General features: G+C 41.3%; 19 protein-coding genes and 1 pseudogene. 11 read left to right on the forward strand and 9 right to left on the reverse strand.

Annotated elements, in window-relative coordinates:
• Positions 1–16 precede the first annotated feature (16 nt).
• The gene (yceD, locus tag Q7674_RS16950) at positions 17–535 is read right to left on the reverse strand and encodes a 23S rRNA accumulation protein YceD (protein WP_305422912.1); all 519 of its coding nucleotides are present in this window, start codon (positions 533–535) and stop codon (positions 17–19) included.
• Positions 536–974: 439 nt separating this feature from the next.
• On the opposite strand from yceD, the gene Q7674_RS16955 reads away from it, so the two are divergent.
• The gene (locus tag Q7674_RS16955; RefSeq protein WP_008987492.1) at positions 975–1,556 is read left to right on the forward strand and encodes a Maf family protein; all 582 of its coding nucleotides are present in this window, start codon (positions 975–977) and stop codon (positions 1,554–1,556) included.
• Between the two features lie 56 nt (positions 1,557–1,612).
• On the opposite strand, the gene rluC is transcribed toward Q7674_RS16955, so the two are convergent.
• Complete coding sequence (rluC, locus tag Q7674_RS16960) at positions 1,613–2,557, reverse strand: 23S rRNA pseudouridine(955/2504/2580) synthase RluC (RefSeq protein ID WP_045065428.1); 945 nt, start codon at positions 2,555–2,557, stop codon at positions 1,613–1,615.
• Positions 2,558–3,064: 507 nt separating this feature from the next.
• On the opposite strand from rluC, the gene rne reads away from it, so the two are divergent.
• The 6 genes from rne to Q7674_RS16990 all read left to right on the forward strand — a co-directional run bounded on the left by rne (position 3,065) and on the right by Q7674_RS16990 (position 11,266).
• Entirely contained in the window at positions 3,065–6,322 is a 3,258-nt protein-coding gene (gene rne, locus Q7674_RS16965) for a ribonuclease E (protein WP_305424151.1), read from the forward strand.
• A gap of 244 nt (positions 6,323–6,566) precedes the next feature.
• Positions 6,567–8,123: a SulP family inorganic anion transporter gene (locus tag Q7674_RS16970; protein WP_305422914.1), complete on the forward strand. Its 1,557-nt coding sequence runs from the start codon at positions 6,567–6,569 to the stop codon at positions 8,121–8,123.
• Positions 8,124–8,371: 248 nt separating this feature from the next.
• Positions 8,372–8,533: an adenosylcobinamide-GDP ribazoletransferase gene (locus tag Q7674_RS16975; RefSeq protein ID WP_237156794.1), complete on the forward strand. Its 162-nt coding sequence runs from the start codon at positions 8,372–8,374 to the stop codon at positions 8,531–8,533.
• Positions 8,534–8,542: 9 nt separating this feature from the next.
• The gene (cobO, locus tag Q7674_RS16980) at positions 8,543–9,148 is read left to right on the forward strand and encodes a cob(I)yrinic acid a,c-diamide adenosyltransferase (RefSeq protein WP_045065433.1); all 606 of its coding nucleotides are present in this window, start codon (positions 8,543–8,545) and stop codon (positions 9,146–9,148) included.
• 150 nt (positions 9,149–9,298) lie between these two features.
• A complete protein-coding gene (locus Q7674_RS16985; RefSeq protein WP_008987499.1) occupies positions 9,299–9,733 on the forward strand; it encodes a phosphate-starvation-inducible protein PsiE in 435 nt (144 codons plus the stop codon).
• Positions 9,734–9,877: 144 nt separating this feature from the next.
• A complete protein-coding gene (locus Q7674_RS16990; protein WP_305424153.1) occupies positions 9,878–11,266 on the forward strand; it encodes an IS4 family transposase in 1,389 nt (462 codons plus the stop codon).
• 47 nt (positions 11,267–11,313) lie between these two features.
• Here Q7674_RS16990 and Q7674_RS16995 read toward each other — a convergent pair whose 3' ends face one another.
• Positions 11,314–12,636, reverse strand: coding sequence for an anaerobic C4-dicarboxylate transporter (locus Q7674_RS16995; protein ID WP_045066258.1), 1,323 nt, complete (start codon positions 12,634–12,636; stop codon positions 11,314–11,316).
• A gap of 198 nt (positions 12,637–12,834) precedes the next feature.
• Positions 12,835–13,887: a metal-dependent hydrolase gene (locus Q7674_RS17000; RefSeq protein ID WP_107229733.1), complete on the reverse strand. Its 1,053-nt coding sequence runs from the start codon at positions 13,885–13,887 to the stop codon at positions 12,835–12,837.
• Positions 13,888–14,103: 216 nt separating this feature from the next.
• Between Q7674_RS17000 and Q7674_RS17005 the strand changes: the two genes are divergently transcribed.
• Entirely contained in the window at positions 14,104–14,430 is a 327-nt protein-coding gene (locus tag Q7674_RS17005) for a hypothetical protein (protein ID WP_045066256.1), read from the forward strand.
• Positions 14,431–14,472: 42 nt separating this feature from the next.
• Here the strand turns inward: Q7674_RS17005 and yhjD are convergent, their stop codons facing one another.
• The 5 genes from yhjD to apbC form a co-directional block, all read right to left on the reverse strand.
• Positions 14,473–15,432, reverse strand: coding sequence for an inner membrane protein YhjD (gene yhjD / locus Q7674_RS17010; protein ID WP_045066255.1), 960 nt, complete (start codon positions 15,430–15,432; stop codon positions 14,473–14,475).
• Between the two features lie 174 nt (positions 15,433–15,606).
• A complete protein-coding gene (locus Q7674_RS17015) occupies positions 15,607–17,775 on the reverse strand; it encodes an AsmA family protein (protein WP_045066253.1) in 2,169 nt (722 codons plus the stop codon).
• 220 nt (positions 17,776–17,995) lie between these two features.
• Entirely contained in the window at positions 17,996–18,589 is a 594-nt protein-coding gene (dcd, locus tag Q7674_RS17020) for a dCTP deaminase (protein ID WP_305422920.1), read from the reverse strand.
• A gap of 124 nt (positions 18,590–18,713) precedes the next feature.
• Entirely contained in the window at positions 18,714–19,358 is a 645-nt protein-coding gene (gene udk, locus Q7674_RS17025; protein ID WP_008987508.1) for a uridine kinase, read from the reverse strand.
• Between the two features lie 143 nt (positions 19,359–19,501).
• Positions 19,502–20,593, reverse strand: a complete 1,092-nt coding sequence (gene apbC, locus Q7674_RS17030) for an iron-sulfur cluster carrier protein ApbC (protein ID WP_045066251.1) — start codon at positions 20,591–20,593, stop codon at positions 19,502–19,504.
• 242 nt (positions 20,594–20,835) lie between these two features.
• Here apbC and metG point away from each other — a divergent pair.
• From metG to Q7674_RS17045, 3 genes and pseudogenes are all read left to right on the forward strand, one after another.
• Positions 20,836–22,881, forward strand: a pseudogene (gene metG, locus Q7674_RS17035) (methionine--tRNA ligase).
• Between the two features lie 434 nt (positions 22,882–23,315).
• The gene (locus Q7674_RS17040; RefSeq protein WP_305422923.1) at positions 23,316–24,629 is read left to right on the forward strand and encodes a dicarboxylate/amino acid:cation symporter; all 1,314 of its coding nucleotides are present in this window, start codon (positions 23,316–23,318) and stop codon (positions 24,627–24,629) included.
• Between the two features lie 231 nt (positions 24,630–24,860).
• A complete protein-coding gene (locus Q7674_RS17045) occupies positions 24,861–25,709 on the forward strand; it encodes a hypothetical protein (protein WP_045066246.1) in 849 nt (282 codons plus the stop codon).
• Positions 25,710–25,730 lie beyond the last annotated feature (21 nt).

Genomic DNA, 25,730 nt, shown 5'->3' on the forward strand with positions numbered 1-25,730 from the left:
CCTACTCCTGTTAAATTTAACTCTTAAGATTTTTCAATACTGCAAACGGATTCGGACGCTCATCAGCAACGGGGATCTCACCAAAAGACATGTTTTTCGAGCCGATATTACAATCAGCATCGTCGTGCATTGCGACTTGTGGTAATTCCAGAATCAATTCGTCTTCAACGAGTTGAATCAAGTTGATCTCGCCATTTTCGTCGACAATAGCCTGCTCATAGGCTTCCGGTAACTCATCTACGGCTTCTTCGTTGCGAACCGGACTATAACAGAATTCCACATGAATATGATGTGGAAACTCTCCCTGACATCGCTGACAGGTCAACATCACGTCTACATCGGCGACACCGCTGATGAAAGGGATACGACGTTGGTCAAGGTCAAAAGACAAGTTGACGTTTGCATCACTTATTACGCTCTGGGTTGATTCAGCTAAACGAGACAAAATCTCGGCTTTGATGATGCCATCATAGTCGAGTCTTTTTTGTGCTGCGCGAACCGGATCTACCGTTAGCGGCAATTTTACCTTTTGCATAGGGCGCGAATATTAGCCTTATAGTCTGTTTGAGTCAAAGGAAATGTGTGTGAATTAACAGCTTTTGACCAATTCTCATGCTGTGATGAAAATTACAAAACGCTTATACAGCACATCTCAGTAATAAAATTATAAATGTCTGCCACTCAACCACTTGATGACATCATTATAATCGATGAAATAACACTCACCTTTGCTTAAAGGATAGCCAAATGTCAGCGTAATCTGCTTTAAAACCGGACTTATACATTGTCACAAATTTAACAAAAATCAGCATCACCGAATTATGTTCGCGAACATACACCGAAACGTAAGCAGAGACAACAAACTCTCAGTGATCACAGCACAACAACTTCGGATACAAAAGATACCGCCTAAAGCTTTTGAATTCAGCTATGATAGCGTTAATCTCAATCCTAATCATTTGTATCCTAAGCTTATGACACAACCATTATTGCTTGCTTCTACTTCCCCATTTCGTAAAGCATTATTAGAAAAATTATCGCTGCCATTTGAAACCGCAGATCCACAAACGGATGAAACCATACTAGATAATGAATCAGCGCAAGACTTGGTATGTCGCCTTGCCGAACTAAAAGCAAAGGCATGTGCTAGTCGTTACCCTGAACATGTAATCATCGGTTCAGATCAAGTCTGTGTCATTGATGGCAAGATTTTAGGCAAACCGCACACAGTTGAAAATGCATGCTTACAGCTCAAAGCAGCCAGTGGCAAAACCATTACCTTTTATACTGGGCTTTGTTTATACAACGCAAAAACAAATCAAGCGCAAGTAATATGTGAGCCTTTTCATGTTCACTTTAAATCTCTAACCGAACAGCAAATTCAAAACTATGTAGAAAAAGAGCAACCACTGTATTGCGCAGGTAGTTTTAAGAGCGAAGGCTTAGGCATTGCTCTATTCGATAAGTTGGAAGGTCGCGATCCCAATACCTTAGTTGGGTTACCTTTGATTGCACTGACTGAAATGTTAGCCAATGAAGGTATCTCTGTTTTGTAAGAGACAAGTCTCGTTCAGATAATAAAAAGGCGAGCATTGTAGCTCGCCTTCTTGTTTTACATTTGACGCAATTTTGCTAGACAGCGCTCAAGTACAGGCTCCATTGGCGCGCTAATATCCATTGTTTCATCCGTATTCGGGTGAGTAAATTTGATATTCGCCGCATGTAGGAATAAACGTCCTAATCCTGTTTTCTTTGTGTAAGCATCAAATCGTGGATCACCATAACGATCATCCCAAGCAATTGGGTGACCTTCATATTGGCAATGCACACGGATCTGGTGCGTACGGCCTGTCACAGGGCTTGCTTGTACTAATGTCGCCTGAGGGAAACGCTCTAATACTTTAAAGCGTGTATCAGACGGCTTACCTTGTGGGTTAACGCGTACGATACTATTCACTTCATTTTTCAACAGTGGCGCAGTGACTTTCTTGCAGCTTGCCTTCCATTCTCCCATCACTAAGGCAAAGTAATATTTCTGCACCGTTTTATTTCTAAATTGCTCTTGCAGTTTGCGCAGCGCAGAACGTTTCTTCGCCACCAGTAAAATACCAGAAGTATCTCGGTCAATACGGTGAACCAGCTCCAAGAAACGTGCATCGGGACGTAATGCTCGTAATGCTTCAATCGCACCAAACTTTAAGCCACTACCGCCGTGAACAGCTGTTCCTGATGGTTTATTTAGAATCAGCATGTGATCATCTTCATAAATGATGCAATGCTCTAATTCTGCGACTTTGTTTAATTTAGTGCTCACCTGCTCTTGTTCTTCTTTCTCAGGAACAAAAATTGGCGGTACGCGTACTAGATCACCATCCTGCAATTTATATTCAGGTTTAATACGTTTTTTGTTTACTCGCACCTCGCCTTTGCGCAAAATGCGGTAAATCATGCTTTTGGGTACGTTTTTAAGCCTTGCGCGGAGAAAATTATCAATCCGCTGGCCTGCAAAGTCATCGTTAATGTCGATGAATTGCACTTTAGGTTTATCTTCTGTCATGAGTCTGATTGTATCACGCAAATAAAGCAGATTGCCGCAAAAAAGTGAGCCTGCTATCATTGTGTGCTGAGGTAGGTTTTTTTGCCTATTTCACTGACAAGGCGAGCATGAACTCACCTTTATGGCTATTTTTTATACAACTCAGATAATAAACGCAGCAGATGGCGTAAGACGTTAGGGTTATCAGAGTTTTTTTTAGTACGTCAAATTACACTTTTTTTTGATGTGACAGATACAACCACGTCAATGTGGTGATACCAGCTGTATATTTCAGATCTAACCATCTCACATGCAGTTGGCTGATAAGTGTGGCTAAAGAGCACTCCTGAATTTCCAACCGTGAGGTTGCAACCGTACAATCAGTCTTGGAGTCCGGCGCCATCAAAAAACAGATGTAACTAGCGTACTAATACAACGACAATAAATGAGTACAATATAATGAAAAGAATGTTGATTAACGCAACTCAGAAGGAAGAGTTGCGCGTCGCATTAGTTGATGACTAAAAGCTGTTTGATCTTGATATCGAAAGCCCAGGTCACGAATCTAAAAAAGCAAATATCTACAAAGGCCGCATCACTCGCATCGAACCAAGTCTGGAAGCAGCGTTCGTTGACTATGGTGCAGAGCGTCATGGTTTCCTTCCTCTTAAAGAAATCGCGAAAGATTATTTCCCTGCCAACTATTCTTACCAAGGTCGCCCTAACATCAAGGAAGTCCTAAAAGAAGGCCAAGAAGTTATCGTTCAAGTCGATAAAGAAGAACGCGGAAACAAAGGCGCAGCCCTTACTACTTTCATTTCTTTAGCTGGTAGTTACCTTGTTCTAATGCCTAACAACCCTCGTGCTGGCGGTATTTCTCGTCGTATCGAAGGTGAAGAGCGCACCCAACTTAAAGCAGCACTAAGCACGTTAGAGCTACCACAAGGTATGGGGCTAATTGTTCGTACTGCAGGCGTAGGCAAATCAGGTGAAGAATTAGAGTGGGATTTAAACGTTCTACTTAACCACTGGAACGCAGTAAAAGAAGCAGCAGATTCTCAACCTGCACCGTTTCTAATTCACCAAGAAAGTAACGTTATTGCACGTGCTATTCGTGATTATTTACGCCGTGACATCGGTGAAATTCTGATCGATAGCCCGAAAATCTTCGACCGTGCACGTGATCATATTAAATTAGTTCGCCCTGATTTCTTATCTCGTGTTAAACGTTACGAAGGCGAAGTACCACTATTTAGCCACTACCAAATCGAAAGCCAAATCGACTCAGCGTTCCAGCGCGAAGTTCGTTTACCTTCAGGTGGTTCTGTTGTTATTGACCCAACAGAAGCGTTAACGTCTATCGATATCAACTCTGCTCGCGCAACAAAGGGCGGCGATATTGAAGAAACAGCACTGCAAACTAACCTAGAAGCCGCAGATGAAATTGCACGTCAATTACGTTTACGTGACTTAGGTGGTCTTGTTGTTATCGACTTCATTGATATGACACCTGTACGCCATCAGCGTGAAGTTGAAAACCGTTTACGTGAAGCTGTTCGTATGGACCGTGCACGCGTTCAAATCGGCCGTATTTCTCGTTTCGGTCTACTTGAAATGTCGCGTCAACGTCTAAGCCCTTCTCTTGCAGAAGCAAGCCATCACGTTTGTCCTCGTTGTACAGGTACTGGTGTTGTTCGTGATAATGAATCACTATCACTTTCAATCCTACGTCTGATCGAAGAAGAAGCACTGAAAGATAACAGCTCACAAGTACTAGCGATTGTACCTGTACCTGTTGCCTCTTACCTCCTAAACGAAAAACGTCGTTCAGTACAACACATTGAAAAATACCACGGTGTTCGTGTTATTATCGTTCCGAATTCTGATATGGAAACGCCGCATTTCGAAGTGCTACGTATTCGTGAAGGTGAAGAGCAAGATACGCTTTCTTACCACATCCCGAAAGCACTAGAAGCAATGAAGGAAGCTGAAGCAATTGAATCACCACAGCCTGAGCGTATCGTTAAGAAACGTGAAGAGCCGGTACTTCAAGGTTTCACTGCGCCAAAACAACCAGCACCAGTGGCAAAACCAGCAGCTAAGCCTGCAACTGCAGCAACAACTAAGCCTGCAACAGCACAAAAGCCTGGTTTACTAAGCCGCTTCTTTACTGCTTTAGCCTCTTTTTTCTCTGGCAGTGCAGAGCCACAGCAAGAGAAGCAAGTAGAAGCGAAGCCAGAGCAAGACAATAACCGCAACAACAACCGTCGTAACAATAACCGTCGTAATGACCGTAACGACAACCGTCGCAATAATAATCGCCAAGACAATCGCCGTAACAATCGTCAAGACAACGACGTAGATAATAACGGTGATCGCCAAGAGCGTAATAACGAGCAACGCCAGAATCGTCGTCGCAACGACCGTAATGACAAAAACCGTCAAGACCGTCAGCAGCAAAACGATAAGGCAGCAAAAGCACCTCGCCAAAACCGTAATAACGACGAGGCGAAAGAGCAAAAACGCCAAGCTCGTAAAGAAGAAATTCAAGCTCAAAAGCAACAACGCCAGCAACAAAATGAGCAAAAAGCAGCGGCTCAAAACACTGCAGATACGCAACGTGACAACGAAGAGAAAGCCGTTAAGGTGAAACAACGTCGTCAACGTCGTCAACGTCGTCAATTACGTAAAAAAGTACGTATTACCGATGAAGTAGAAACGCGTGTTGAGCAGCAAAATGTTGTTGAAAACGTTGAAGCCACCGTAGAAAAAACACCTTCTCCACTAATGGCACTAGGTACAAGCATTGCTAAAGAGGCACAAAGCCAACCTGAGCAAGAGCCTACTACTGCAAACGAGCAAGGTGAAAATACTGAGCAAGAATGTACTCAACGTCGTAACCGTCGTTCACCTCGTCACCTTCGTGCAAGCGGTCAGCGCCGTCGCCGTATGCGTGATACTCGTGTTGAAAAACCTGAGTTTGCAAACGCTGAAGCGCCAGTAGAAAACAAGGTTGCTGATACTGTAGAGCATGCTGTTGTTGATGCCACTGATTCAATCAGCGATATGGTGAATGTGGTTTCAATTGTTGAGAAACCAAAAGCGGCTCGCCCAGCAACTGGCGTAGCATCGCCTGAAATGGCAATGGGCAAAGTTTGGTCTCGTATCAAACCTTCTATTGAAGCGCCTGTTGTAGAAAAAGCAGTAGAGCAAACACCAGAAGCACCACGTGTTGAAGCTGAGATCATTGATGAAGTAGAAGTTAACGACATCATTATCAACACGCCTGTTGTAGAGCCTAAAGCTGAAGTAAAAGAAGCACAGCGCCCTCAACTTTCTGGTGTTGCAATGCCTGAAATGGCGATGGGCAAAGTATTCCCTCGCTTTAAGGCTGATCCTGCAGCGGTTGAAGTAGCAGAGACAGTGGCGACTGAAACAGTAACAGAAGAGCCAACTCCTACTATTGTTAAACAATCAGAAGTTGTTGAAGCGGTAGTGGCTGAGCCTGAAGTTATTGAACCAGAAGCAGTTGAACCTACAGCACCTGTTGAAAAAGCAAACAACAACGTTGTTGAGCTTGCAACTAAAGCTGCGGTTATGGCAACTTCTCCTCGGGGTTTCCATGCGGTATCTGGTATGGCTAAAGCGCCAGCACCAGAAGAGAAGATTGTAGCGACTATCGTTGAAGCGGCACCATTACGTGAGCTTGCAAACGCACGCCCAGGCAGTAGCCAAACCGCAACGAACCGAGCTGCTGCACCAATGACGAAGCCTTTATTTGATTAAGCGCTAAGTTAACACTGACAAAAAAGCCATGCTTTTGCATGGCTTTTTTATTTTCTAAATTTGAGTCAATTTCAGCGCACTTTCTGTTTGATTATTACATATACTTCTAAATTTTTGCTTGTAACCAGAGTAAATGTCGTAATAAGACAACTAAAGTTGATGCTAATAACAACTTTCTGTAGCATTCTGTTAACCAAAATGCGCCCATTTCATACAGCGAATAATAGAAGAATTATTAACTCTCATGCTAGATTTTCCCCAAAAAACACATCAATCCGTCAAAAATGACGTTCTTTCAGGTTTGACCGTTGCGCTTGCATTGGTGCCTGAAGCCGTTGCTTTTGCCTTCGTTGCAGGTGTAGACCCAATGGTTGGTCTTTATGCTGCATTCATTGTTGGCTTAGTCACTGCTATTTTAGGTGGTCGTCCTGGTATGATTTCAGGTGCAATCGGCGCTATGGCCGTTGTAATGGTCAGCCTTGTTGCAGAGCACGGAATCCAATATTTGTTTGCCGCTGTCATGCTTGCAGGCTTACTGCAGATCCTTGCTGGTGTCTTCCGCCTCGGTAAATTTATCCGCATGGTGCCACACCCTGTCATGATAGGTTTTGTAAATGGTCTTGCGATTGTTATTTTCTTAGCCCAGTTAGGTCAATTTAAAGTACCTTCTGTTAACGGTGGCTTAGAATGGATGCACGGCACACAGCTTTACATCATGTTAGGCTTAGTTGCGCTAACCATGTTTATCATTCACTTCTTACCAAAGCTAACCAAAGCGGTACCCTCTTCGCTTGTTGCCATTCTGACCGTGACTGCGTTAGTTCATGTATTAGGTTTAGAATCTCGTACCGTAATTGATTTTGTTCGCACCATGAGTGGTGATAACAATGCAACACTTGCTGGCTCTCTCCCAACGTTTGCTTTACCTGATGTAGGCTTTAACCTAAAGACTCTAAAAATCATCTTGCCATATTCATTAATTTTGGCAGCTGTGGGTTTAATTGAATCACTACTAACCCTGACAGTAATTGATGAAATGACTAATACCCGTGGTAAAGGTAACCGTGAATGTGTTGGTCAAGGTGTTGCAAATATTACATGCTCAGTATTTGGTGCGATGGGTGGTTGTGCAATGATTGGTCAGTCAATGATCAACATTAACTCTGGTGGCCGTGGTCGCTTATCAGGTATCACAGCTGCCATCGGTTTACTGTTGTTCATTCTATTTGGCTCATCATTTATTGAAATGATCCCACTTGCAGCACTTGTTGGTGTGATGTTCATGGTTGTGATCGGCACATTTGAGTGGGCAAGCTTTAAGATGATGCGTAAAGTGCCTAAGCATGACTTCTTTACCATTATTCTCGTAACAGGTGTAACCGTTATTGCTGACCTTGCTGTCGCGGTATTAGTCGGTGTGATTTACTCTGCACTTGTGTTTGCTTGGAACCATGCAAAACACATCTACGCATCAAGCTACATTGATGAAAATGGTGCAAAAGTTTATCAAGTAAATGGCCCACTATTCTTTGGCTCTGTTTCGCATTTCCTAGAGTTGTTTGATGCGCCGAATGATCCGAAAGAAGTGATCATTGACTTTGCTAAATCACGTGTTGCAGACCACTCAGCTATCGAAGCGATTGATACCATTGCTGAACGTTACGCTAACCGTGATAAAACAATCCACATTCGCCATTTAAGTCCTGAGTGCCGTAAGCTACTACAAAAAGCAGGTAACTTAGTAGAAGTGAATGTTCTGGAAGATCCAACCTATAAAGTCGCTTCTGACGTACTAGGTTAATATACCAATCAGCCCACTACCTCAGTGGGCTGTTTTCTATCTATTATTTATCTTTTCATTCATTTGCTTTATTCCTTCTCCCTTTCTGTTACTTTTTCTGGAACAATAACTGCATTAAACAATTAATAGTGAAACATTCGGCAAAGGATACTGACAGCTTTTATCGAACTAATAATATGTTTGATCTATAGATATTATTAGCAACTGCTGTATTCACTCTTCTTGTATTACCTTGGCCGATTGCCATTATGTTAGCAATTATAACTCTGCTAGTACGACAAGGCTGCGGTTATTGGTTCCAACGTCAGCTTGGTGGTTATACTGGTGATTGTTTAGATATCACACAACAACTTGCAGAAATCGCAGGCTATCTGACATTATTAGCTATTGCGACCCATTATCATTTTTAAGGAATTTCCATGACAGATACAACGAGCAAGGATGATCGTCATAAAGCTCGCCAACAAAAACTCAAAGAACAAGTAGATGCCAAAGTTGATGCCGCCCAAGAAGAAAAAGGGCTCGTGCTGATCATTACAGGTAACGGTAAAGGTAAATCAACCTCAGGCTTCGGCATGGTGGCACGTGCTGTCGGTCATGGACAGCAATGTGGTGTCGGGCAATTTATCAAAGGTACATGGGATTGTGGTGAACGTAACTTACTAGAGCAACACGGTGTTCAGTTTGCTGTGATGGCAACAGGCTTCACCTGGGAAACCCAAAATAAACAAGCTGATACCGAAGCAGCGCAAGAAACATGGCAACAGTGTAAAGCGATGCTTGCAGATGAAAGCCTTGATGTGGTGCTGCTTGATGAGCTGACTTATATGATCACTTACGATTATATCGATTTAGAAGAAGTGCTCCACGCGATTGAAAACCGTCCCGCGATGCAATCGGTGATCATCACAGGCCGTGCTGCCCATCGTAAGCTTATTGAAATTGCAGATACGGTATCGGAAGTACGCAACGTAAAACATGCATTTGAAAGCGGTATAAAAGCACGAAAAGGTATTGATTGGTAATTTGCTACAGCCATTAAAAGTGATAGATACTTTTAATGGCTAAATATCACACAGTTAATACTTATTTTACATTTATTTACTATCCGTAAAACTATAGCTCCATATAATAGCAGTAGACTTATACCAATCTTGCCTTTAGTTGGAGCTATCATGCCTTCGCACTTACCTAAAGCGTTTAGCAAACCTTTTCTTAAAATTTTTCATATTCTTGAAGCCATTCTTTTAGTTGGCATCACCCTTTCTACTGTCGTGGCTATGTTTAATGAATTTATGCATGTGATTGTAGAAAGAAAGATTTTGCTTACCGATATTCTATTAATGTTTATCTATTTGGAAATTTTAGCCATGGTTCAGCAATTTGTTGCGAATGGTAAAATTCCGGTGCGATACCCTATTTATATCGCCATTATGGCAATCGCTCGCTATATCACCCTTGGCATGAAAGAGCTCGATGGTCCCTTTATTATCTGGCTATCATTAGCAGCTTTTGTTCTCGCTGCAGCAACAGTGCTTATTCGTGTTGGTCATCACTACTGGCCGTATGATACGCCGGAAAATCCACGTCTCAAGCAAACAGATGATTGATAAAGAACATTTAACTCATAATAAAAAAGGCACCTGATTGGCTGTCTCTTATACACAAATCCCTAAGCCAATGCTTGGGGATTTTTTTGAACTAATTTTATGTTTCATGATCTGATCATCTAAGCAATGATAAGGATGATTATGATGACCTATATAGAACCAACTCTTTGGGCTCAAAAACAATTCGGTCAAGCCGATCTTAATGACCCAAGACGAACTCAAAGACTCGTTGCTCTAGCTACCTCTCTGGCTGAACAACCTGGTATCCCTATCTCAAAACTCATCATCTCCCCAGCCGATATGGAAGGGGCTTATCGCTTTATTCGTAATGACCAAATCAAAGCAGAAGATATTGCAGAAGCTGTATTCTATGTCACAGCACAAGAAGCTTTAGAGCAACAAACACTGCTTGCATTGGAAGATACCACTTCTCTAAGTTACTCACATCACAGCATACAAGATACACTCGGGCATTCCAATCAAGGTAATCGACACCGAGCAATGTTCGTTCATTCAACATTGCTTTTTGCTCCCGAAACTCACACTGTGGTTGGTTTAATCGAACAACAACGCTGGACCCGAGATATTGAAAAACGTGGTCAAAGACACCAGCACGCAACTCGACCATACAAAGAAAAAGAAAGTTATAAATGGGAACAAGCATCTCGCCATGTTGCAGAGCGACTAGGCGAGAAAATGTCAGAGGTTATTTCTGTATGTGATAGAGAAGCCGATTTATTCGAGTACCTCACTTACAAGCACGAGCAACAACAACGATTTATCGTTCGCTCAATGCAAAGTCGCTGTATCGAGGAGCATGATAATCTTCTTTATGACTACGCTTCCAAGTTGTTATCAGCAGGAAGCAAAGAGCTAAAAATACCGCAAAAAGGCGGTCGTAAGTCCCGCACGGCTCATCTAGACATCAAATATGCTCCCGTGACACTTAAGTCTCCCGCCAATAAAAAAGAGTTCGATAATATCTCTCTCTACTATGTTGGATGTATAGAGCAAGGTGAGAGTGACGACAAGCTCGCATGGCATTTACTGACATCAGAGCCTGTAACGAACAAAGAGGAAGCACTTAACATCGTCAGTTATTATGAGCGTCGTTGGCTGATAGAAGATTTTCACAAGGTTTGGAAAAGTGAAGGCACGCAAGTTGAACAACTGAGAATGCAAAGTAAAGATAACTTAGAAAGGCTCAGTGTTATTTTGGCATTTATTGCTACTCGTTTACTCCAGTTAAGATTTATGAACGAATCTAAAGAGTTATCTAGTAGCTGTTGTGAACGGGTGTTAAAAGGTAAAGCGTGGAAGCTTATGTGGTTAAAATTGGAGAAGAAAAAGCTGCCCAAAGAAGCACCAAATATATCGTGGGCTTACAAAAGTATTGCACGGTTAGGTGGTTGGAAAGATACCAAGCGGACGGGTCGCGCTTCTGTAAAGACATTATGGCAAGGATGGTTTAGGTTACAAACCATCCTTGAAGGATATGAACTAGCTAAGTCTATTGAACACAATGACTTGTGATCAAGAGACAGCCCATAGGATGCCTCTAAAAGTGTCATAAACTCTTATTAAATAAGCACTTGAGCAATGGCATAACCAATACAACAAGCTGATACAACACCAATTAAGCCAGGCATCATAAAGCTATGATTAAAGTACCATTTACCAATTTTCGTTGTGCCCGTTACGTCAAAGTTAACAGTTGCAATGTCTGACGGGTAATTAGGAATAAAGAAATAACCGTATGTAGCAGGCATTAAACCAATCAATAATGCTGGACTTAGCCCCATTGCTAAACCAACAGGTAACATCATACGTGCAGTTGCCGCTTGTGAATTAACGACCACTGAAACAATAAATAATGCCAGTGCAAACGTCCATGGATACTGCTGAACCATTTCCGTAATGCCTGATTCAAACGATGGCATGGCATACTGGAAATAAGTATCACTCATCCACGCAATACCGAAGATAGCAATAGCCGCGACCATACCAGATTTAAATACCACACCTTCAGGCACTTTCTGCACATTGGTACGCGTTACTAATAAAATTAAACCACCGAAACCTAACATCATCATTTGAATAATCAATGACATAGAAATAGGTTTTGCATCACCAATAGTGCGAATTTCCGGCACCATCGCGACAATGACAATCGTGATTAACGCTAAAATAAACAGCATCACCGCATGCATCGCAGATTTAGGTAACTCTTCATTTAATGATGTTGAAGTAGTATGAAGAATTTGATCGCGCCAAACAGGATCGTTTAAACGACGTTGATACTCAGGATCATCAGCAAGTTCTTTACCTCGACGCAAGCTATACAGTGACAGTAATAACGTACCGCCTAAGGTCGCAGGCACAGTTACCATCAAAATAGATAACAGGCTGATTGATTCATTAATGCCCGAAAGTTGAGCAAGGTAATACACTACAGCGGCAGAAATAGGACTTGCCGTGATCGCTAATTGCGATGCGACAGAAGATGCAGACATTGGTCGCTCAGGACGAATGCCATTTTTCAGTGCCACGTCACCAATGATTGGCATGATTGAGTACACTGCGTGACCCGTACCTAGCATGAATGTCATCACGTAAGTGACTAATGGACCTACGATAGTCACACGTTTTGGATTGCTACGTAGAATGCGCTCTGCAACTTGCAACATGTACTTTAAGCCACCAGCGGCTTCAAGGATCGATGCGCATGTCACTACCGCCAAAATAATCAACATCACGGTGATCGGTGGTGATGTTGGTGGCATACGGAAGATAAACACTTCCACCAACAAACCTAATCCAGATACAACACCAAGCCCAATACCACCGAACCGACTACCGGCATAAAGCACGATAAGTAGGAATATAAACTCAAGGTACAACATTACCCTTCTCCCTGTTAATTCAATATAAAATCCATCTCTAGGGGTAAGGTCGCAATATTTCGCTTAGTGTTTATTGATAACAATCACAGTCTAAACAGGTGAAAAAATAGGCTTTCATCTCTGTGACTCGCACAGCGAAAAAAGCCTATTAGCATTACTAAATCAACACATAAGAAAACAGTTAAAGAAACGTTATATTTACGTTTTTATAACAGTGTTACTGGGACATTCATTGATATGGCATAGATCGGCATTCACATCTCGGCTGCCTAATAGACGTAGCCATAATGCAGGAAGGTGCTTGGGTTTCACTTTTCGCTCTTCCATTTTTACAGGTGCTATTAATTGCCAACCTTGCTGCGGTGACTGTTTGGCAACGATAAAGCGAAATGGCAAATATTCGATTAATCCTAACCGCAGATCTGTCACCACTAATTGATCATCAATCGTTTGATACTGAACAAAATCACTAGCAAACTTGGTTAGCATTGCAACATGCTCTGAAGGCTGCTTTAACGGTAACCTGCCTCGCTCTCGTTGCGCCCATTGTATAGGGTAACCATCATCATCTTTTGGATCGAGCAAAGATGAAAAGCCCTCATAATATTTATCATCATCAAGAATAATAAACCGCCACAATACCGTATTAAACGGAGTTGGGCTGATAAACATGGGCTTATTGGCTAACGGAGTGTGCTTTAACTCTTGCTCAATACGGTGCTCTATAACCTTATAAGCAACGACTAACCATGCTAAGTAAGTCGTTGAAATGATAAGTCCAATACTACAGAGTTTTGCCATTTTCTCTCGCCACATCAAGCTTGCTATCAGCATGATAAGCAAAGGCAATGTATAGAGTGGATCGATAATAAAAATACTCGATACCGCAATACTGTTATCTAAAGGCCAAAACAGTTGCGTGCCATAAGTGGTAAAGGAATCAAGTAATGGATGTGTGATCAAACATGCGGCAACTAAGAGCCATAATCGACCAAATGATAATACTGTAGGTCGATAGTGATGCCACAATGCTGTGAGTAATAAAGAGAACGGTAACAACACAAAAAGTGAATGGCTAAAACCACGATGCTTCACCGTATCTGAAATAGGATCACCATAATCAATAAAAACATCTAAATCAGGTAACGTCCCTAACGCAGCACCAATCAATAATGTTTTAGGCTTACAGTGACGTCCAGCCACAACCGCTGCAACAGATGCCCCTAATGCAGCTTGAGTTATTGAATCCACATACACTCCTTTGTATTTAACTTCATATCTAGCATGAAAAACTATTGCTATAAATACAGAATCATTATTAATATATTAATCAGTTAACTATACCATGACAAAGTTTTTACATTACTCAGTCAAACGATACTGCTACCTTCAGTAATATGACACCACTGATATAGACAAGGATGTAGTTCGCATATCTGGCGTTGTAAGTCTATTAAAGGTAATAAAATGAAGAAAACTTGTCCTTGCTGTCAGCATAAAACCTCAGTACCAACACTCAACCAAGATACCCTCTCTTTTACCTGTGAGAACTGTGGCATCCATCTCCAACATAATGAAAACCAAGTGATCGGTTATAGCATCGCCTATATTGGTATTGTTAGCCTTGTTTTAATTGTACTCAATATCAATGCCTTTATTGCCATCGCTATTGCAACAGTCAGCTATGCCATGATTCGCCGTAAGTTCATCGAGCCAAGAATGGGTCTTCAAGTTAGCCAAATCAGCCATTTTCTAAAACAACTCAATATTGCAGAGTGTAATAAAAAAGGATGACATAGCGTCATCCTTTTTTATATTCATCACAGAATAAAGTCGTTATTCTTCATCAGTGATCGGCGTAATACGATGTTCATTCGCTGTCGCAATCCAAGCGGCGCAAAATAGTGTTAATCGTGCAAAAAAGTAGAAAAACGCCATCAAACCTATAATTGAACCAAAGGCAGCTCCTGATGGAGAGCTCGCTAATTTAGGTAACATAAAGGTCATTGCAAACTTAATCGCTTCAAAGCCAACAGCAGCTAATAACGTCCCTTTCATGAGTGCCCAACGATTAAATCGACGTTTCGGCAGCATCCAGAAGATCCATAAGAACATTAAATAGTTAGCACAGATAGAAATGGTTAATGCTGTTGCCGTTAACACCGGACGTAGCCAAGTAATATCTTCAAGCCCTAATGCATGTACGATGGTTGCTTGAGCAGAACCTGCTACTGAAGTTAACACAACGGTGAAGATCAAAGCGGCAACCAGGCCAGTCAAACCAACAAAATCTTTTAGGTATTGCAGAAGGAAATGATCTTTATCTTCAGGTTTACGCTCCCATACATCACGGGTTTGAGCACGAATTGCTTCTCGTAGATTACCCATCCAACTCACACCAGAATACAGCGCAATAGCTAAACCACTTAAACCTACTGTTGTACGCTGGCTAATCGCTATATTTACAGTATTTTTCAATGTTGTTGCTAAGCTAGGATCTGTTACTCCCGCTACGATTTTATCGATAATGCTATTCAGCAATGAAGCATTAGACGCAAGAATAAAACCGGCTGCAGCAAACAACACCATTAAGATTGGGATTAATGACAAAAACGAGAAATAGGTAATGGCGGCACCGAACTGGCTACCTAAGCGGTCGTTGAAGCGATCTGCAGCTCGAATAAAATGATCAATCGGTGGAAACGCTTTGATCTTGTCTACAACAAAAGTAACAACTTTCATTACTTTTGCCATCAACGTTGTCTTTTCATCGCTTGACGTTGGTTTATCTATCATAGTCCTTCACTATGGCGTCATTTAATACATAATCGGTAGCACTCTATAAGCTACCGTTATTGTTTTTATTACAAAGTCGCCATTTACTTTATAATTTAACTACATACAAAATAGAAAAGGCTTGCCTAATGAAGCAAACCTTTTCATTCATAACGTGAGTAATCTTCAATTAACTCAGTTAAATAGCCCTTTTAGTAGCTGATCAGCAACATTCTTGATCTTTTCATCTTTGGCTTTATCACCAAATAACTTTTCTAGACCACGATTGAGCTCTTTCTTTGCTTTCTGCTCTAATTCGCTATTTTGTTTAAATAAATTCTTTAGATCTAACTGGTATGTTGGCGCTTGCCATGTTCCTTTTATTTTAATCGGAACAGTAATGCCTTTCAATTCATCAAGACCTTTGCCACTAGCAACAATTGCAGTATCGACAGAAAAATCCATTGATTCATTATTTAAATCAGTAACACCACGACCATTAATATCAATCAGCGGTGAAGCAAGATGCAAGTTATCAACCGTTGCCTTGCCTTGACCTAACTTGAGTAACGCAGTTAAAGAAGAGAAATCTGTTTTTTTCTCTTTCTTGTCATCAGCTAATTTCTTGCCCTTCAAACGTGCTTTTGCACTGCGGATCATCTCTGAAATATTAACGCCATAAACAGCACCATCAGTAAGCTTGACATCTATGGTTCCTACAACGCCATTACGTAAGTGCGCCGCAGATAAACCAGTACCTGAAAGATTAGTCGTAATATCGGCACGACCTGCTAATTGTTTATTATCCGCAATATCTTCCAATAATGGTTGTATTTCGACCCCATTGATTTGGTTATGGAATTGATATGTAGCCAGCGGTGTATTTACGTTTAATTTACCCGATGCGGCAATTGTGCCTTGATACAGCTTGGCATTTAATTGACTCAGCTCTGCAATACCATTTTTAATCGACAATGCTAACTGCACATCAGATAAGTGAGCATGAACAACAACAAATTGTTTCGCACTAATAGTACCTGCAACATCAATCCCTTTTAATACAGATAAATCAGGCTCGTGGTTTGCTTTATTAGCTGGAGCAGTCGGTGCTTTCGCCTTAGCGGGTGCAGCACTACTAGAAGTCGCAGGTGCAGCGTTGTTAGATGCTGTTTCTGGTACTTTCTTTTGCTCAGTAGGTGCTGAAGCCTCAGCATTCATCCAGCGATCAAGATCAATCTTATCACTTGAAAAATTAAAGCGGATAACAGGCACATCATGATTAACAAATGATGCATTACCCGATACAGCTAACTCATCAGCATTCGCACTGAACTTCGATAAGGTTGCAGTCTTCGTTGCGACATCATAACTCGCATTGGTTTTCAGGTTTACCTGCATGTTAGGGCGCGGTAATGTTTTACCCGATAGGCTGTTTTCTAACGACAAGTTCTCAAGTGTTAAAATATTTTGATCAGAAGATAAGCTTAATTGCGTCTGGCCTTTGGTTGCAAAAGCAATATCAGATAATTTACCTTCAGCCTGCAATGTTAATGTCGCCCATTCACCAAACTTAAAGTGATCGACATTAATTTGCGCATGCTTGATGTCAGTCTTCGCATCTTTCGCGGTTAAAGATAACTGTAAATCTTTTAATTCACACAGCTTGTATGACGCAGACAAATTGATCTCAGTGCTACCTTGAGTGGTGAACTGTAGTCCATTAGCCACACCTGCCATATCAAATTGTGCTTTAGTCCAAATATTAGGCGCTAGTGTATCTAAGGTGAAGTTCACCTTATTTAAAGCGATATTTGAACCTGTTTTCTCATTGACGACATCAACACTCGCATTCAGTAATTTAACGCCAGCTAATGATACCTGCCATGACTTTTCAGCAGCTTTTGAAGCTGTCTCTTTTGCTGGCTTAGACGCTGGTGCTGCTGTACTTTCTTGCTGAGTAGTTGACGTTGACTGTTTCGTTAAATCGTCAAGATTACTGCGGCCATCTTTTAGGGTTTGAACAAAAACATGTGCGCCATCCAAACTGACTGTACCAATATCTAACTTGTGAGATAACAAAGGTAAAACAGCAACAGACAGCTCAGCTTGTTTAAACTGAATTAAATTCGGTTGTGCGAAGCCTTGTGGGTTTTTTAGTGCGGTTTCACCAACATTCAATCCTAATGTTGGGAAAAAGCGCCAGCCTATATCACCGCTGATCACAAGATCACGACCAGTTTGTTCTTTCACCTGCTCTGCAATAACAGGCTTAAATTGATTTGGATTGACTAGCGTCACTAACGCAACAATCCCAAGTACTACAACAATGATAATACCGAGCAACACATACAGTAATTTTTTCATACTCGCCTCTTTTCACCACAGCACTTATCAATTGTTGTACTGCACTGAAAATTTCTATCCATAAACCTACGAACGATAATTATTTACTGCGACAACAGTAAATCACCTTGCTACGACAACTATTTATAATGATAGTTTCATACGGAACATCTTGTATCGACAACAAAAAAGGCAACCCATTGGATTGCCTTTTCATTTCTTCATTCGCTAATGTTTTGACTTAGCTTGCTTTATCGTCTTCGTTAATACGACTAGCAACGGCACCCTGCTGATTTTTGTATTTTGCATCAACACGCTTGTTATACGGCTTTTCTGCTTCACCAGATAGGGTTTCAAAACTTAGTGCACCAATTGGCATGTGTGGACGTAGCGCCAATGGCAAACGACCTGAGTTATAAAACTCAAGTACAATACGACCAGACCAACCTGGATCAATTCGGTGTGCTGTTACGTGAACCATTAGACCTAAACGTGCTAATGATGAACGACCATCTAACCAACCTACAATGTTTGCAGGTAGTGTTACTGATTCATGTGTAACAGCCAGTGCTAATTGTCCTGGGTGAAGGAAGAAAGCTTCTTCTTCGTCCACAACAATTTCATCACTCATTACTTTATCAAGCTGCGCCGCAATATCTTCTTTCTTTCCTGAAAGATCGATAAAAGGAGCACCATGATCGTTAAAAATACGGAATTTATTACCAAGGGTCACATCAACCGTTAAACCACTAATACAGTCATCTGACGGACGTGGGTCAATGCTGATCTTTCCTTCATCAAGGTACGCCTTGATATCCTTGTCGCAAAGTCTCATTTGAGCTTTCTCCTGAATAGCAAAACACACGTAATATCAACAAAATATAACCTGTGTAGGCAAATCTTAACAGGGTTTCCCCAAAGATAAAAATAAGGCTGGCAATTGCCAGCCTTATAAAACATTAAGAACGTAATAACTTCGCTATATGCGCTTTCAATACGTCGATTGCAATTCGGTTTTTACCACCGCGAGGAACGATGATATCAGCATATTGTTTTGACGGCTCAATAAATTGCATGAACATAGGGCGTACCGTCTTTTGATACTGAACTAATACTGATTCCATAGTACGACCACGCTCTGCAACATCACGTTGTAGACGACGTAGTAAACAGATATCAAGTGGTGTATCCATGAATACGCTAGCGTGCATGATTTCACGAAGGCGTGGATCAGTAAGTAGTAAGATACCTTCTAAAATGATCACCTTCTTTGGTGTCATTTGCGTGGTTTCTTTCATGCGAGTATGTTCGCTATAGCTGTACTGAGGTACTTCTACTGCTTCACCCTTCATCAATTGCTCTAGGTGATCACAAAGTAAATCATGATCCAGTGCGTTTGGGTGATCGTAGTTAGTTTTGACCCTCTCATCCATGGTCAGGTGGCTTTGATCGTTGTAGTAACAATCTTCAGTAATAACACCGATCTGATGATCGCCTACTTTTTCTTTTAACTCTTTGTATACAGTACTGGCAATCAGACTTTTACCAGATGCAGAAGCACCTGCAATACCAATAATTACGCATTGGTGTGAATTTTCAGACATATCAGAAGGCACCTGTTAGATCACGTGGCGAGATAAATAATTAAACCGCCTGATTATAAGCAGTTGTGATGTCAGATGCCAACAAAAATGAGACATCTGACACATTTGACTACAAAACGGACGAAGCCCATCTCATAAATTTGTTACATAGTACGAATAGTAATCTGTTCAACAGCGGTTTTACCCTGCCAGTAAAGTCGACTAGCAACAGAAGCTGCCAAATCAATATACGCAGCAGCTTGTTCTGAGTTCGGCGATGCAGCCACTGTTGGCTTACCATTATCAATATCTTGGCGAACTTTAATATCAAGCGGTAACTGTGCCAACAAGGGTACTGAGTACTCTTGTGCCATTTTCGCCGCACCACCAGTACCAAAGATATTTTCATGATGACCACAGTTACTACAAATGTGGTAACTCATGTTCTCCACAATACCAAGCACTGGCACATCCACTTTATTAAACATGCTGATCCCTTTAATGGCATCGGCTAATGCTAAATCTTGTGGCGTAGTAACCACTAAAGCCCCTGTAACAGGAATTTGTTGGGATAAGGTTAATTGAATATCACCTGTACCCGGTGGCATATCAATAACAAGGTAATCCAGATCAGGCCACCAAGTTTCACTGATAATTTGAGCAAGGGCTTTAGATGCCATTGGACCGCGCCAAATGGTTGCACTTTCTGCTGGTACTAAATATCCCACCGAGTTGGTGTATAAACCGCAAGACTCAATTGGCATCATCATTTTGCCATCTGGTGATTGTGGTTTTTGATCCATAGTACCAAGCATCATTGGTACTGATGGGCCATAAATATCCGCATCAAGTAATCCAACTTTAGCCCCTTGTTGCTGAAGACCTAAAGCTAAATTAACTGATGTTGTTGATTTACCAACCCCGCCCTTGGCAGAGCTCACTACGATAATGTTTTTCACACCACGTAAAGGTTGCTTGTTTTCAACCGCCAGCGTTGCCACTTTACAGCGCACATTAAAAGCAGCATTTGCTGCAATTGCGCCACTGCTTTGTTGGCTTGAAATCCAATCTTCAAGCTCATTAATCAGCTCAGCGGCTGCAAACGGGATGGTGATACTAATCAAGCCATCAGCAGACACAGAAACCAAATTCGGCACATCCGCCCACTCGGGATTAAGAAGAGGGTGTTCAAATAAATTCAGCCATTGGCATATATCACCAACACTCTGAAAACGATGAGTGACATCGTTAGTCATGTTAACGCTCCACATAATGTATTAGCAATTAAGCAACAAATTGATGTTAATTAAAGCAATTAACCCACTGTTGCATCGCTATTTTTACTTGTTTTACTCAATGCTACCATCAAAGCAATACCACTGCCCTATCTCACGTGTTTTTAAACAGAGAAAACCGTATCTGATGCTAGGAATAACGCCTGCCATCAGGTAGTATTTACAGCTACGTTTTTTACCCATCATGAGCGAAATAAGTAATTATGGCTGCAAATCCAAGAAAAATTCTGGTTACCTGCGCCCTACCGTACGCTAACGGTTCTATCCACTTAGGTCACATGCTTGAGCATGTACAAGCGGATATTTGGGTGCGCTACCAGCGCCTTCGCGGCAACGAAGTTCATTTCATCTGTGCAGACGACGCACACGGTACTCCAATCATGCTTAAGGCCCAGCAGATGGGTATGGAACCTGAGCAAATGATTGCAGAAGTTAGCAAAGAGCACCAAGCTGATTTTGCTGGCTTCGATATTGATTTTAGCAACTACCACAGCACGCATTCACCAGAAAACCGTGAATTAGCGTCTTTTGTGTACACTCAGCTAAAAGAAAAAGGTTTTATCACTAGCCGTACTATTTCTCAGCTGTTTGACCCTGAGAAAGAAATGTTCCTACCGGATCGTTTCGTAAAAGGTACTTGTCCTAAGTGTAAAGCTGAAGATCAATACGGCGATAACTGTGATAACTGTGGCGAAACTTACAGCCCAACAGATTTGATCAACCCTAAATCTGCTGTATCTGGTGCGACACCAGTAATGAAAGATTCAGAGCACTTCTTCTTCGACCTGCCTCAGTTTGAAAGCATGTTAAAAGAGTGGACAAAATCTGGCGCTCTTCAAGACGAAACTGCAAACAAAATGCAGGAGTGGTTTGAGTCTGGTCTTCAGCAGTGGGATATCTCACGTGATGCACCATACTTCGGTTTTGAAATCCCAGGTGAAACTGGCAAATACTTCTACGTATGGCTAGACGCACCTATCGGTTACATGGGTTCATTCAAAAACCTATGTGACAAGCGTGGCGATCTAAACTTCGATGAGTACTGGAATAAAGACAGCTCTACAGAGCTATACCACTTCATCGGTAAAGACATTGTTTACTTCCACAGCCTATTCTGACCAGCAATGCTAGATGGTGCAGGTTTCCGTAAGCCAAACAATGTATTCGTACACGGCTACGTAACCGTAAACGGCGCGAAAATGTCTAAGTCTAAAGGTACTTTCATTAAAGCTGGTACTTACTTGAAGCACTTAGATCCTGAATGTCTACGTTACTACTACGCTGCGAAACTAAACAGCCGTATTGACGATCTAGATTTGAACCTAGAAGACTTCACACAGCGTGTTAACAGTGACGTTGTAAACAAGATTGTTAACCTTGCTTCACGTAACGCAGGTTTCATCGCTAAACGTTTTGACGGCAAGCTATCAGACAACTTCGTAGAGCCTGAGCTATACGCAGAATTCGTTGCAGCTGCTGATCGCATCGGTGAACTATACGAAAGCCGTGAATACGGTCGTGCTATTCGTGAGATCACAGCGCTAGCTGATAAAGCAAACCAATACGTTGATGAGAAAGCACCTTGGGTTGTTGCGAAACAAGAAGGCAAAGATCAAGAACTACAAGAAATTTGTACTGTTGGTATTAACCTGTTCCGCGTGCTAATGGCTTACCTAAAACCTGTAATGCCAAAACTTGCAGAGCGTAGCGAAGCATTCCTAAACGAAACACTAACGTGGGAATCAATTGCTCAGCCACTAACTGCACACGAAGTAACGAAGTTTAAAGCACTATTTAACCGCATCGATCCTGCACACGTTGCTGCGATGGTTGAATCATCTAAGGAAGAAGCAGCAGCAGATAAGGCAGCGGCTGAAGCTGCAGCAAAACCTACAAGCCCGCTTACAGAAGAGCCAATTGAAGCTGAAATCGAATTTGACGATTTTGCTAAAGTTGATCTACGTATTGCTAAAATCGTCTCTTGCGAATCAGTACCAAAAGCTAACAAACTGCTTAAATTCCAATTAGATATTGGCGGTGAAATGCGCCAAGTATTCTCTGGTATTAAGGCAGCTTATGAGCCAGAAGAGCTTGTAGGTAAACTAACAGTTGTTGTTGCTAACCTAAAGCCTCGTAAGATGAAGTTCGGCATGTCTGAAGGCATGATCTTAGCGGCAGGGCCTGGTGGTAAAGATCTTTGGATCCTTGAACCACACGAAGGTGCACAGCCAGGTATGCGTGTAATGTAAGTTATTCTTACATAATGATAAGGGCACATCATGTGCCCTTTTTTATTGCCATAATTTACTCTATTCATTTTATTGAATTTTTATGCCTTCTTGTTTTGCCACATAATTGTTAATTTATAAAATATAGCCATTAAGATCTTTCTATAAGACTAAATTACATGACGATTCTCAGACGATGAGACTAGTCATGTCACATATTGCAAAGTAATGAATAGTGAAAATACGTGATATATCCTAAATAAAAACAACCCAATTGTTAATTTTTGGTTATAAAAACCACCAAATAACTTTAATAAAATATAAAAAACGTGACGAGAGCCATATAGTTATATTTTGATCTTATTTTTACTTAGGTTGATAGATTGAACTCCTGATAGTCTCTTTGTGGCTCTGATATACAGATGGACAGAGTGCATAATTATAAGGAAGATCCCATGTCAACAACAAAGAAAAAAATGTCTCTTACATCCCGAGTGATCCTCGGTATGCTACTAGGTATTCTCACCGGATTTTTAATTCGCACCTTTTTTGCTGATATCACTTTTATCCATGAATACATCGTTAACGGTCTGTTCGATGTGGGTGGAAAAATTTTTATTGCCAGCTTAAAGATGCTTGTTGTTCCACTCGTGTTTGTATCACTTGTTTGCGGTACGAGCTCGCTTAAAGATATTGCAACACTAGGCCGCTTAGGTGGTAAAACTGTAGCGTTTTATTTAGCAACCACAGCCATTGCAATTACCCTTGCACTATTTCTAGCTAACGTTTTCAAGCCAGGTGCAGGTGCCGATCTAAGTGCTGCAACGACCTTTGTTGCGAAAGAAGCACCTACGCTAGGTAGCGTAATCGTAGGCATGTTCCCAACCAACCCAATTAGCTCAATGGCAAACGGTAACACCCTTCAAATCATCGTATTTGCTGTGTTATTCGGTATTGCTATCAGTGCTGCGGGTAAACCTGGTGAACGTATTGCCGAAATCTTCAAAGATCTTAATGAAGTGATCATGAAGCTAGTTGCGCTACTGATGAACATTGCCCCATTTGGTGTGTTCTTCTTAATGGCAAAACTGTTCACAGGTTTAGGTCTAGATGCCATCTTTAACCTAATTAACTACTTCTTAGTACTTGTTGCTGCATTACTGATCCACGGTTTAGTCACCTACAGTGCTATGCTAAAAATCTTCACAGGTTTAAGTCCAATTACTTTCCTGAAGAAGATGGAAGATGCCGTGATGTTTGCATTCTCAACTGCATCGTCGAACGCAACGATTCCAGTAACTATGGAAACAGCAACGAAGCGTTTAGGTGTTAACAATAAAATTGCATCATTTACTGTACCGCTAGGTGCGACCATCAATATGGACGGCACAGCAATCATGCAAGGTGTGGCGACAGTATTCATCGCTCAAGCCTTTAACATTGATTTGAGCATGGGCGACTATCTAGCCGTTATTGTTACAGCAACTTTAGCTTCTGTAGGTACTGCTGGTGTACCAGGTGTTGGTCTAATCATGCTTGCAATGGTACTGAACCAAGTAGGTCTACCGATTGAGGGTATCGCTATTATCATGGGTGTTGACCGTCTACTTGATATGATCCGTACAGCAGTGAATATCACTGGTGATTCAGTTGTATCGTGTATCGTTGCTAAAACTGAAAACGAACTTGATATTGAACGTTTTAATGACCCACAAGCCGCAGTTGAAGACGAGAAAGTTAACTTCCATCCTCTAAAGCAAGAATCATAGAAGATCATAAAATTCTTCATCTATAAATAAGGCGCCTTGATGGCGCCTTTTTCCTTACTGCTCTTACCTTATCTCAAACGCGCTATCTTGGTGCAATTGAACAGATATCGTTCAACAAATCGCTTGCAAACTTATTCCGAAACTCTTAATTCATTGTTTTTAAATGATTTTTAAAATAGGCACAAGGATTGCCTATTTAGTAAAAACACATTAGATATCGAGGGAAGCATTATGTGGTTAGTAGGAGCTCTGACTATTGCACTGTTGGCTATTTATTTCTGGTTTCAAAAACTACAAAAAAATAATAACCAATTAAAAAGACAATTTGAACAAATAATGATGCTACGACAATTGATAGAATTCATTCGCTATCACCGTCGTTTTTGCCACCAGAAGCTGGCTCATCCAAACAAAAACGTTGCATTTGATGAATCCGCCAACGTCAAAACGCATATCATGAAGGAAACCTTAACATCATTAATTCATCTGGCTGACAGTAATCACAAGCCCATGTTTCGAATCTTACGTAAAGAGATACAAACCTTATTAACTGAATGCCATGAATATACTTTACAGCGCAGCCAAACCATTCATGGACGTATTATTCGCCATATTATGTATCTTATTGATGATGTCGTGAGCTCTGCCCTATTAACCTCAGAGAAAGATCATGCGTTCGAGCACTATCAAGCGGCTTGGCCTATTATTTTAAACTCGCTAGATAATCTTCACCGTTTTCGATGGACGATAGATCACTACCCAATCAAAAGTAATATTTATCAACGTGAACTTAAGACCCATATCAAAATGATCCAACGGCGTTTAGGGCAAATTCAAATGCTAAGCCAACAACAACCACCGACTTGGCCGATTGAAAAACTGCTCCCTAACTTTTTAGCACTTTCTTTTGAAACGCCTGATGAGAAAGGATTAAAGGAAGGACTGTATCGTTGCTCATTTCAAATCTCAGACACGATTTTCCAGTATTTTGATTTGATCTTAGCGGATATTGCCGATGAACTTACCATTGAAGCTCCGAGCTTAACAGCATGTCTCGCTGATCATGACTGTCAAAAATAAAAAAACCCAGCACGATGGCCT

This window comes from Photobacterium leiognathi (genome assembly GCF_030685535.1).
Classification (GTDB): Bacteria; Pseudomonadota; Gammaproteobacteria; order Enterobacterales; family Vibrionaceae; genus Photobacterium; species Photobacterium leiognathi.

What these genes read in the sequence shown, in the direction of transcription:
- yceD (WP_305422912.1), bottom strand. Translation starts at nt 535, where the DNA reads ATGCAAAAGGTAAAATTGCCGCTAACGGTAGATCCGGTTCGCGCAGCA.
- Q7674_RS16955 (WP_008987492.1), top strand. Translation starts at nt 975, where the DNA reads ATGACACAACCATTATTGCTTGCTTCTACTTCCCCATTTCGTAAAGCA.
- rluC (WP_045065428.1), bottom strand. Translation starts at nt 2,557, where the DNA reads ATGACAGAAGATAAACCTAAAGTGCAATTCATCGACATTAACGATGAC.
- Q7674_RS16970 (WP_305422914.1), top strand. Translation starts at nt 6,567, where the DNA reads ATGCTAGATTTTCCCCAAAAAACACATCAATCCGTCAAAAATGACGTT.
- Q7674_RS16975 (WP_237156794.1), top strand. Translation starts at nt 8,372, where the DNA reads ATGTTAGCAATTATAACTCTGCTAGTACGACAAGGCTGCGGTTATTGG.
- cobO (WP_045065433.1), top strand. Translation starts at nt 8,543, where the DNA reads ATGACAGATACAACGAGCAAGGATGATCGTCATAAAGCTCGCCAACAA.
- Q7674_RS16985 (WP_008987499.1), top strand. Translation starts at nt 9,299, where the DNA reads ATGCCTTCGCACTTACCTAAAGCGTTTAGCAAACCTTTTCTTAAAATT.
- Q7674_RS16990 (WP_305424153.1), top strand. Translation starts at nt 9,878, where the DNA reads ATGACCTATATAGAACCAACTCTTTGGGCTCAAAAACAATTCGGTCAA.
- Q7674_RS16995 (WP_045066258.1), bottom strand. Translation starts at nt 12,636, where the DNA reads ATGTTGTACCTTGAGTTTATATTCCTACTTATCGTGCTTTATGCCGGT.
- Q7674_RS17005 (WP_045066256.1), top strand. Translation starts at nt 14,104, where the DNA reads ATGAAGAAAACTTGTCCTTGCTGTCAGCATAAAACCTCAGTACCAACA.
- yhjD (WP_045066255.1), bottom strand. Translation starts at nt 15,432, where the DNA reads ATGATAGATAAACCAACGTCAAGCGATGAAAAGACAACGTTGATGGCA.
- Q7674_RS17015 (WP_045066253.1), bottom strand. Translation starts at nt 17,775, where the DNA reads ATGAAAAAATTACTGTATGTGTTGCTCGGTATTATCATTGTTGTAGTA.
- dcd (WP_305422920.1), bottom strand. Translation starts at nt 18,589, where the DNA reads ATGAGACTTTGCGACAAGGATATCAAGGCGTACCTTGATGAAGGAAAG.
- udk (WP_008987508.1), bottom strand. Translation starts at nt 19,358, where the DNA reads ATGTCTGAAAATTCACACCAATGCGTAATTATTGGTATTGCAGGTGCT.
- apbC (WP_045066251.1), bottom strand. Translation starts at nt 20,593, where the DNA reads ATGACTAACGATGTCACTCATCGTTTTCAGAGTGTTGGTGATATATGC.
- Q7674_RS17040 (WP_305422923.1), top strand. Translation starts at nt 23,316, where the DNA reads ATGTCAACAACAAAGAAAAAAATGTCTCTTACATCCCGAGTGATCCTC.
- Q7674_RS17045 (WP_045066246.1), top strand. Translation starts at nt 24,861, where the DNA reads ATGTGGTTAGTAGGAGCTCTGACTATTGCACTGTTGGCTATTTATTTC.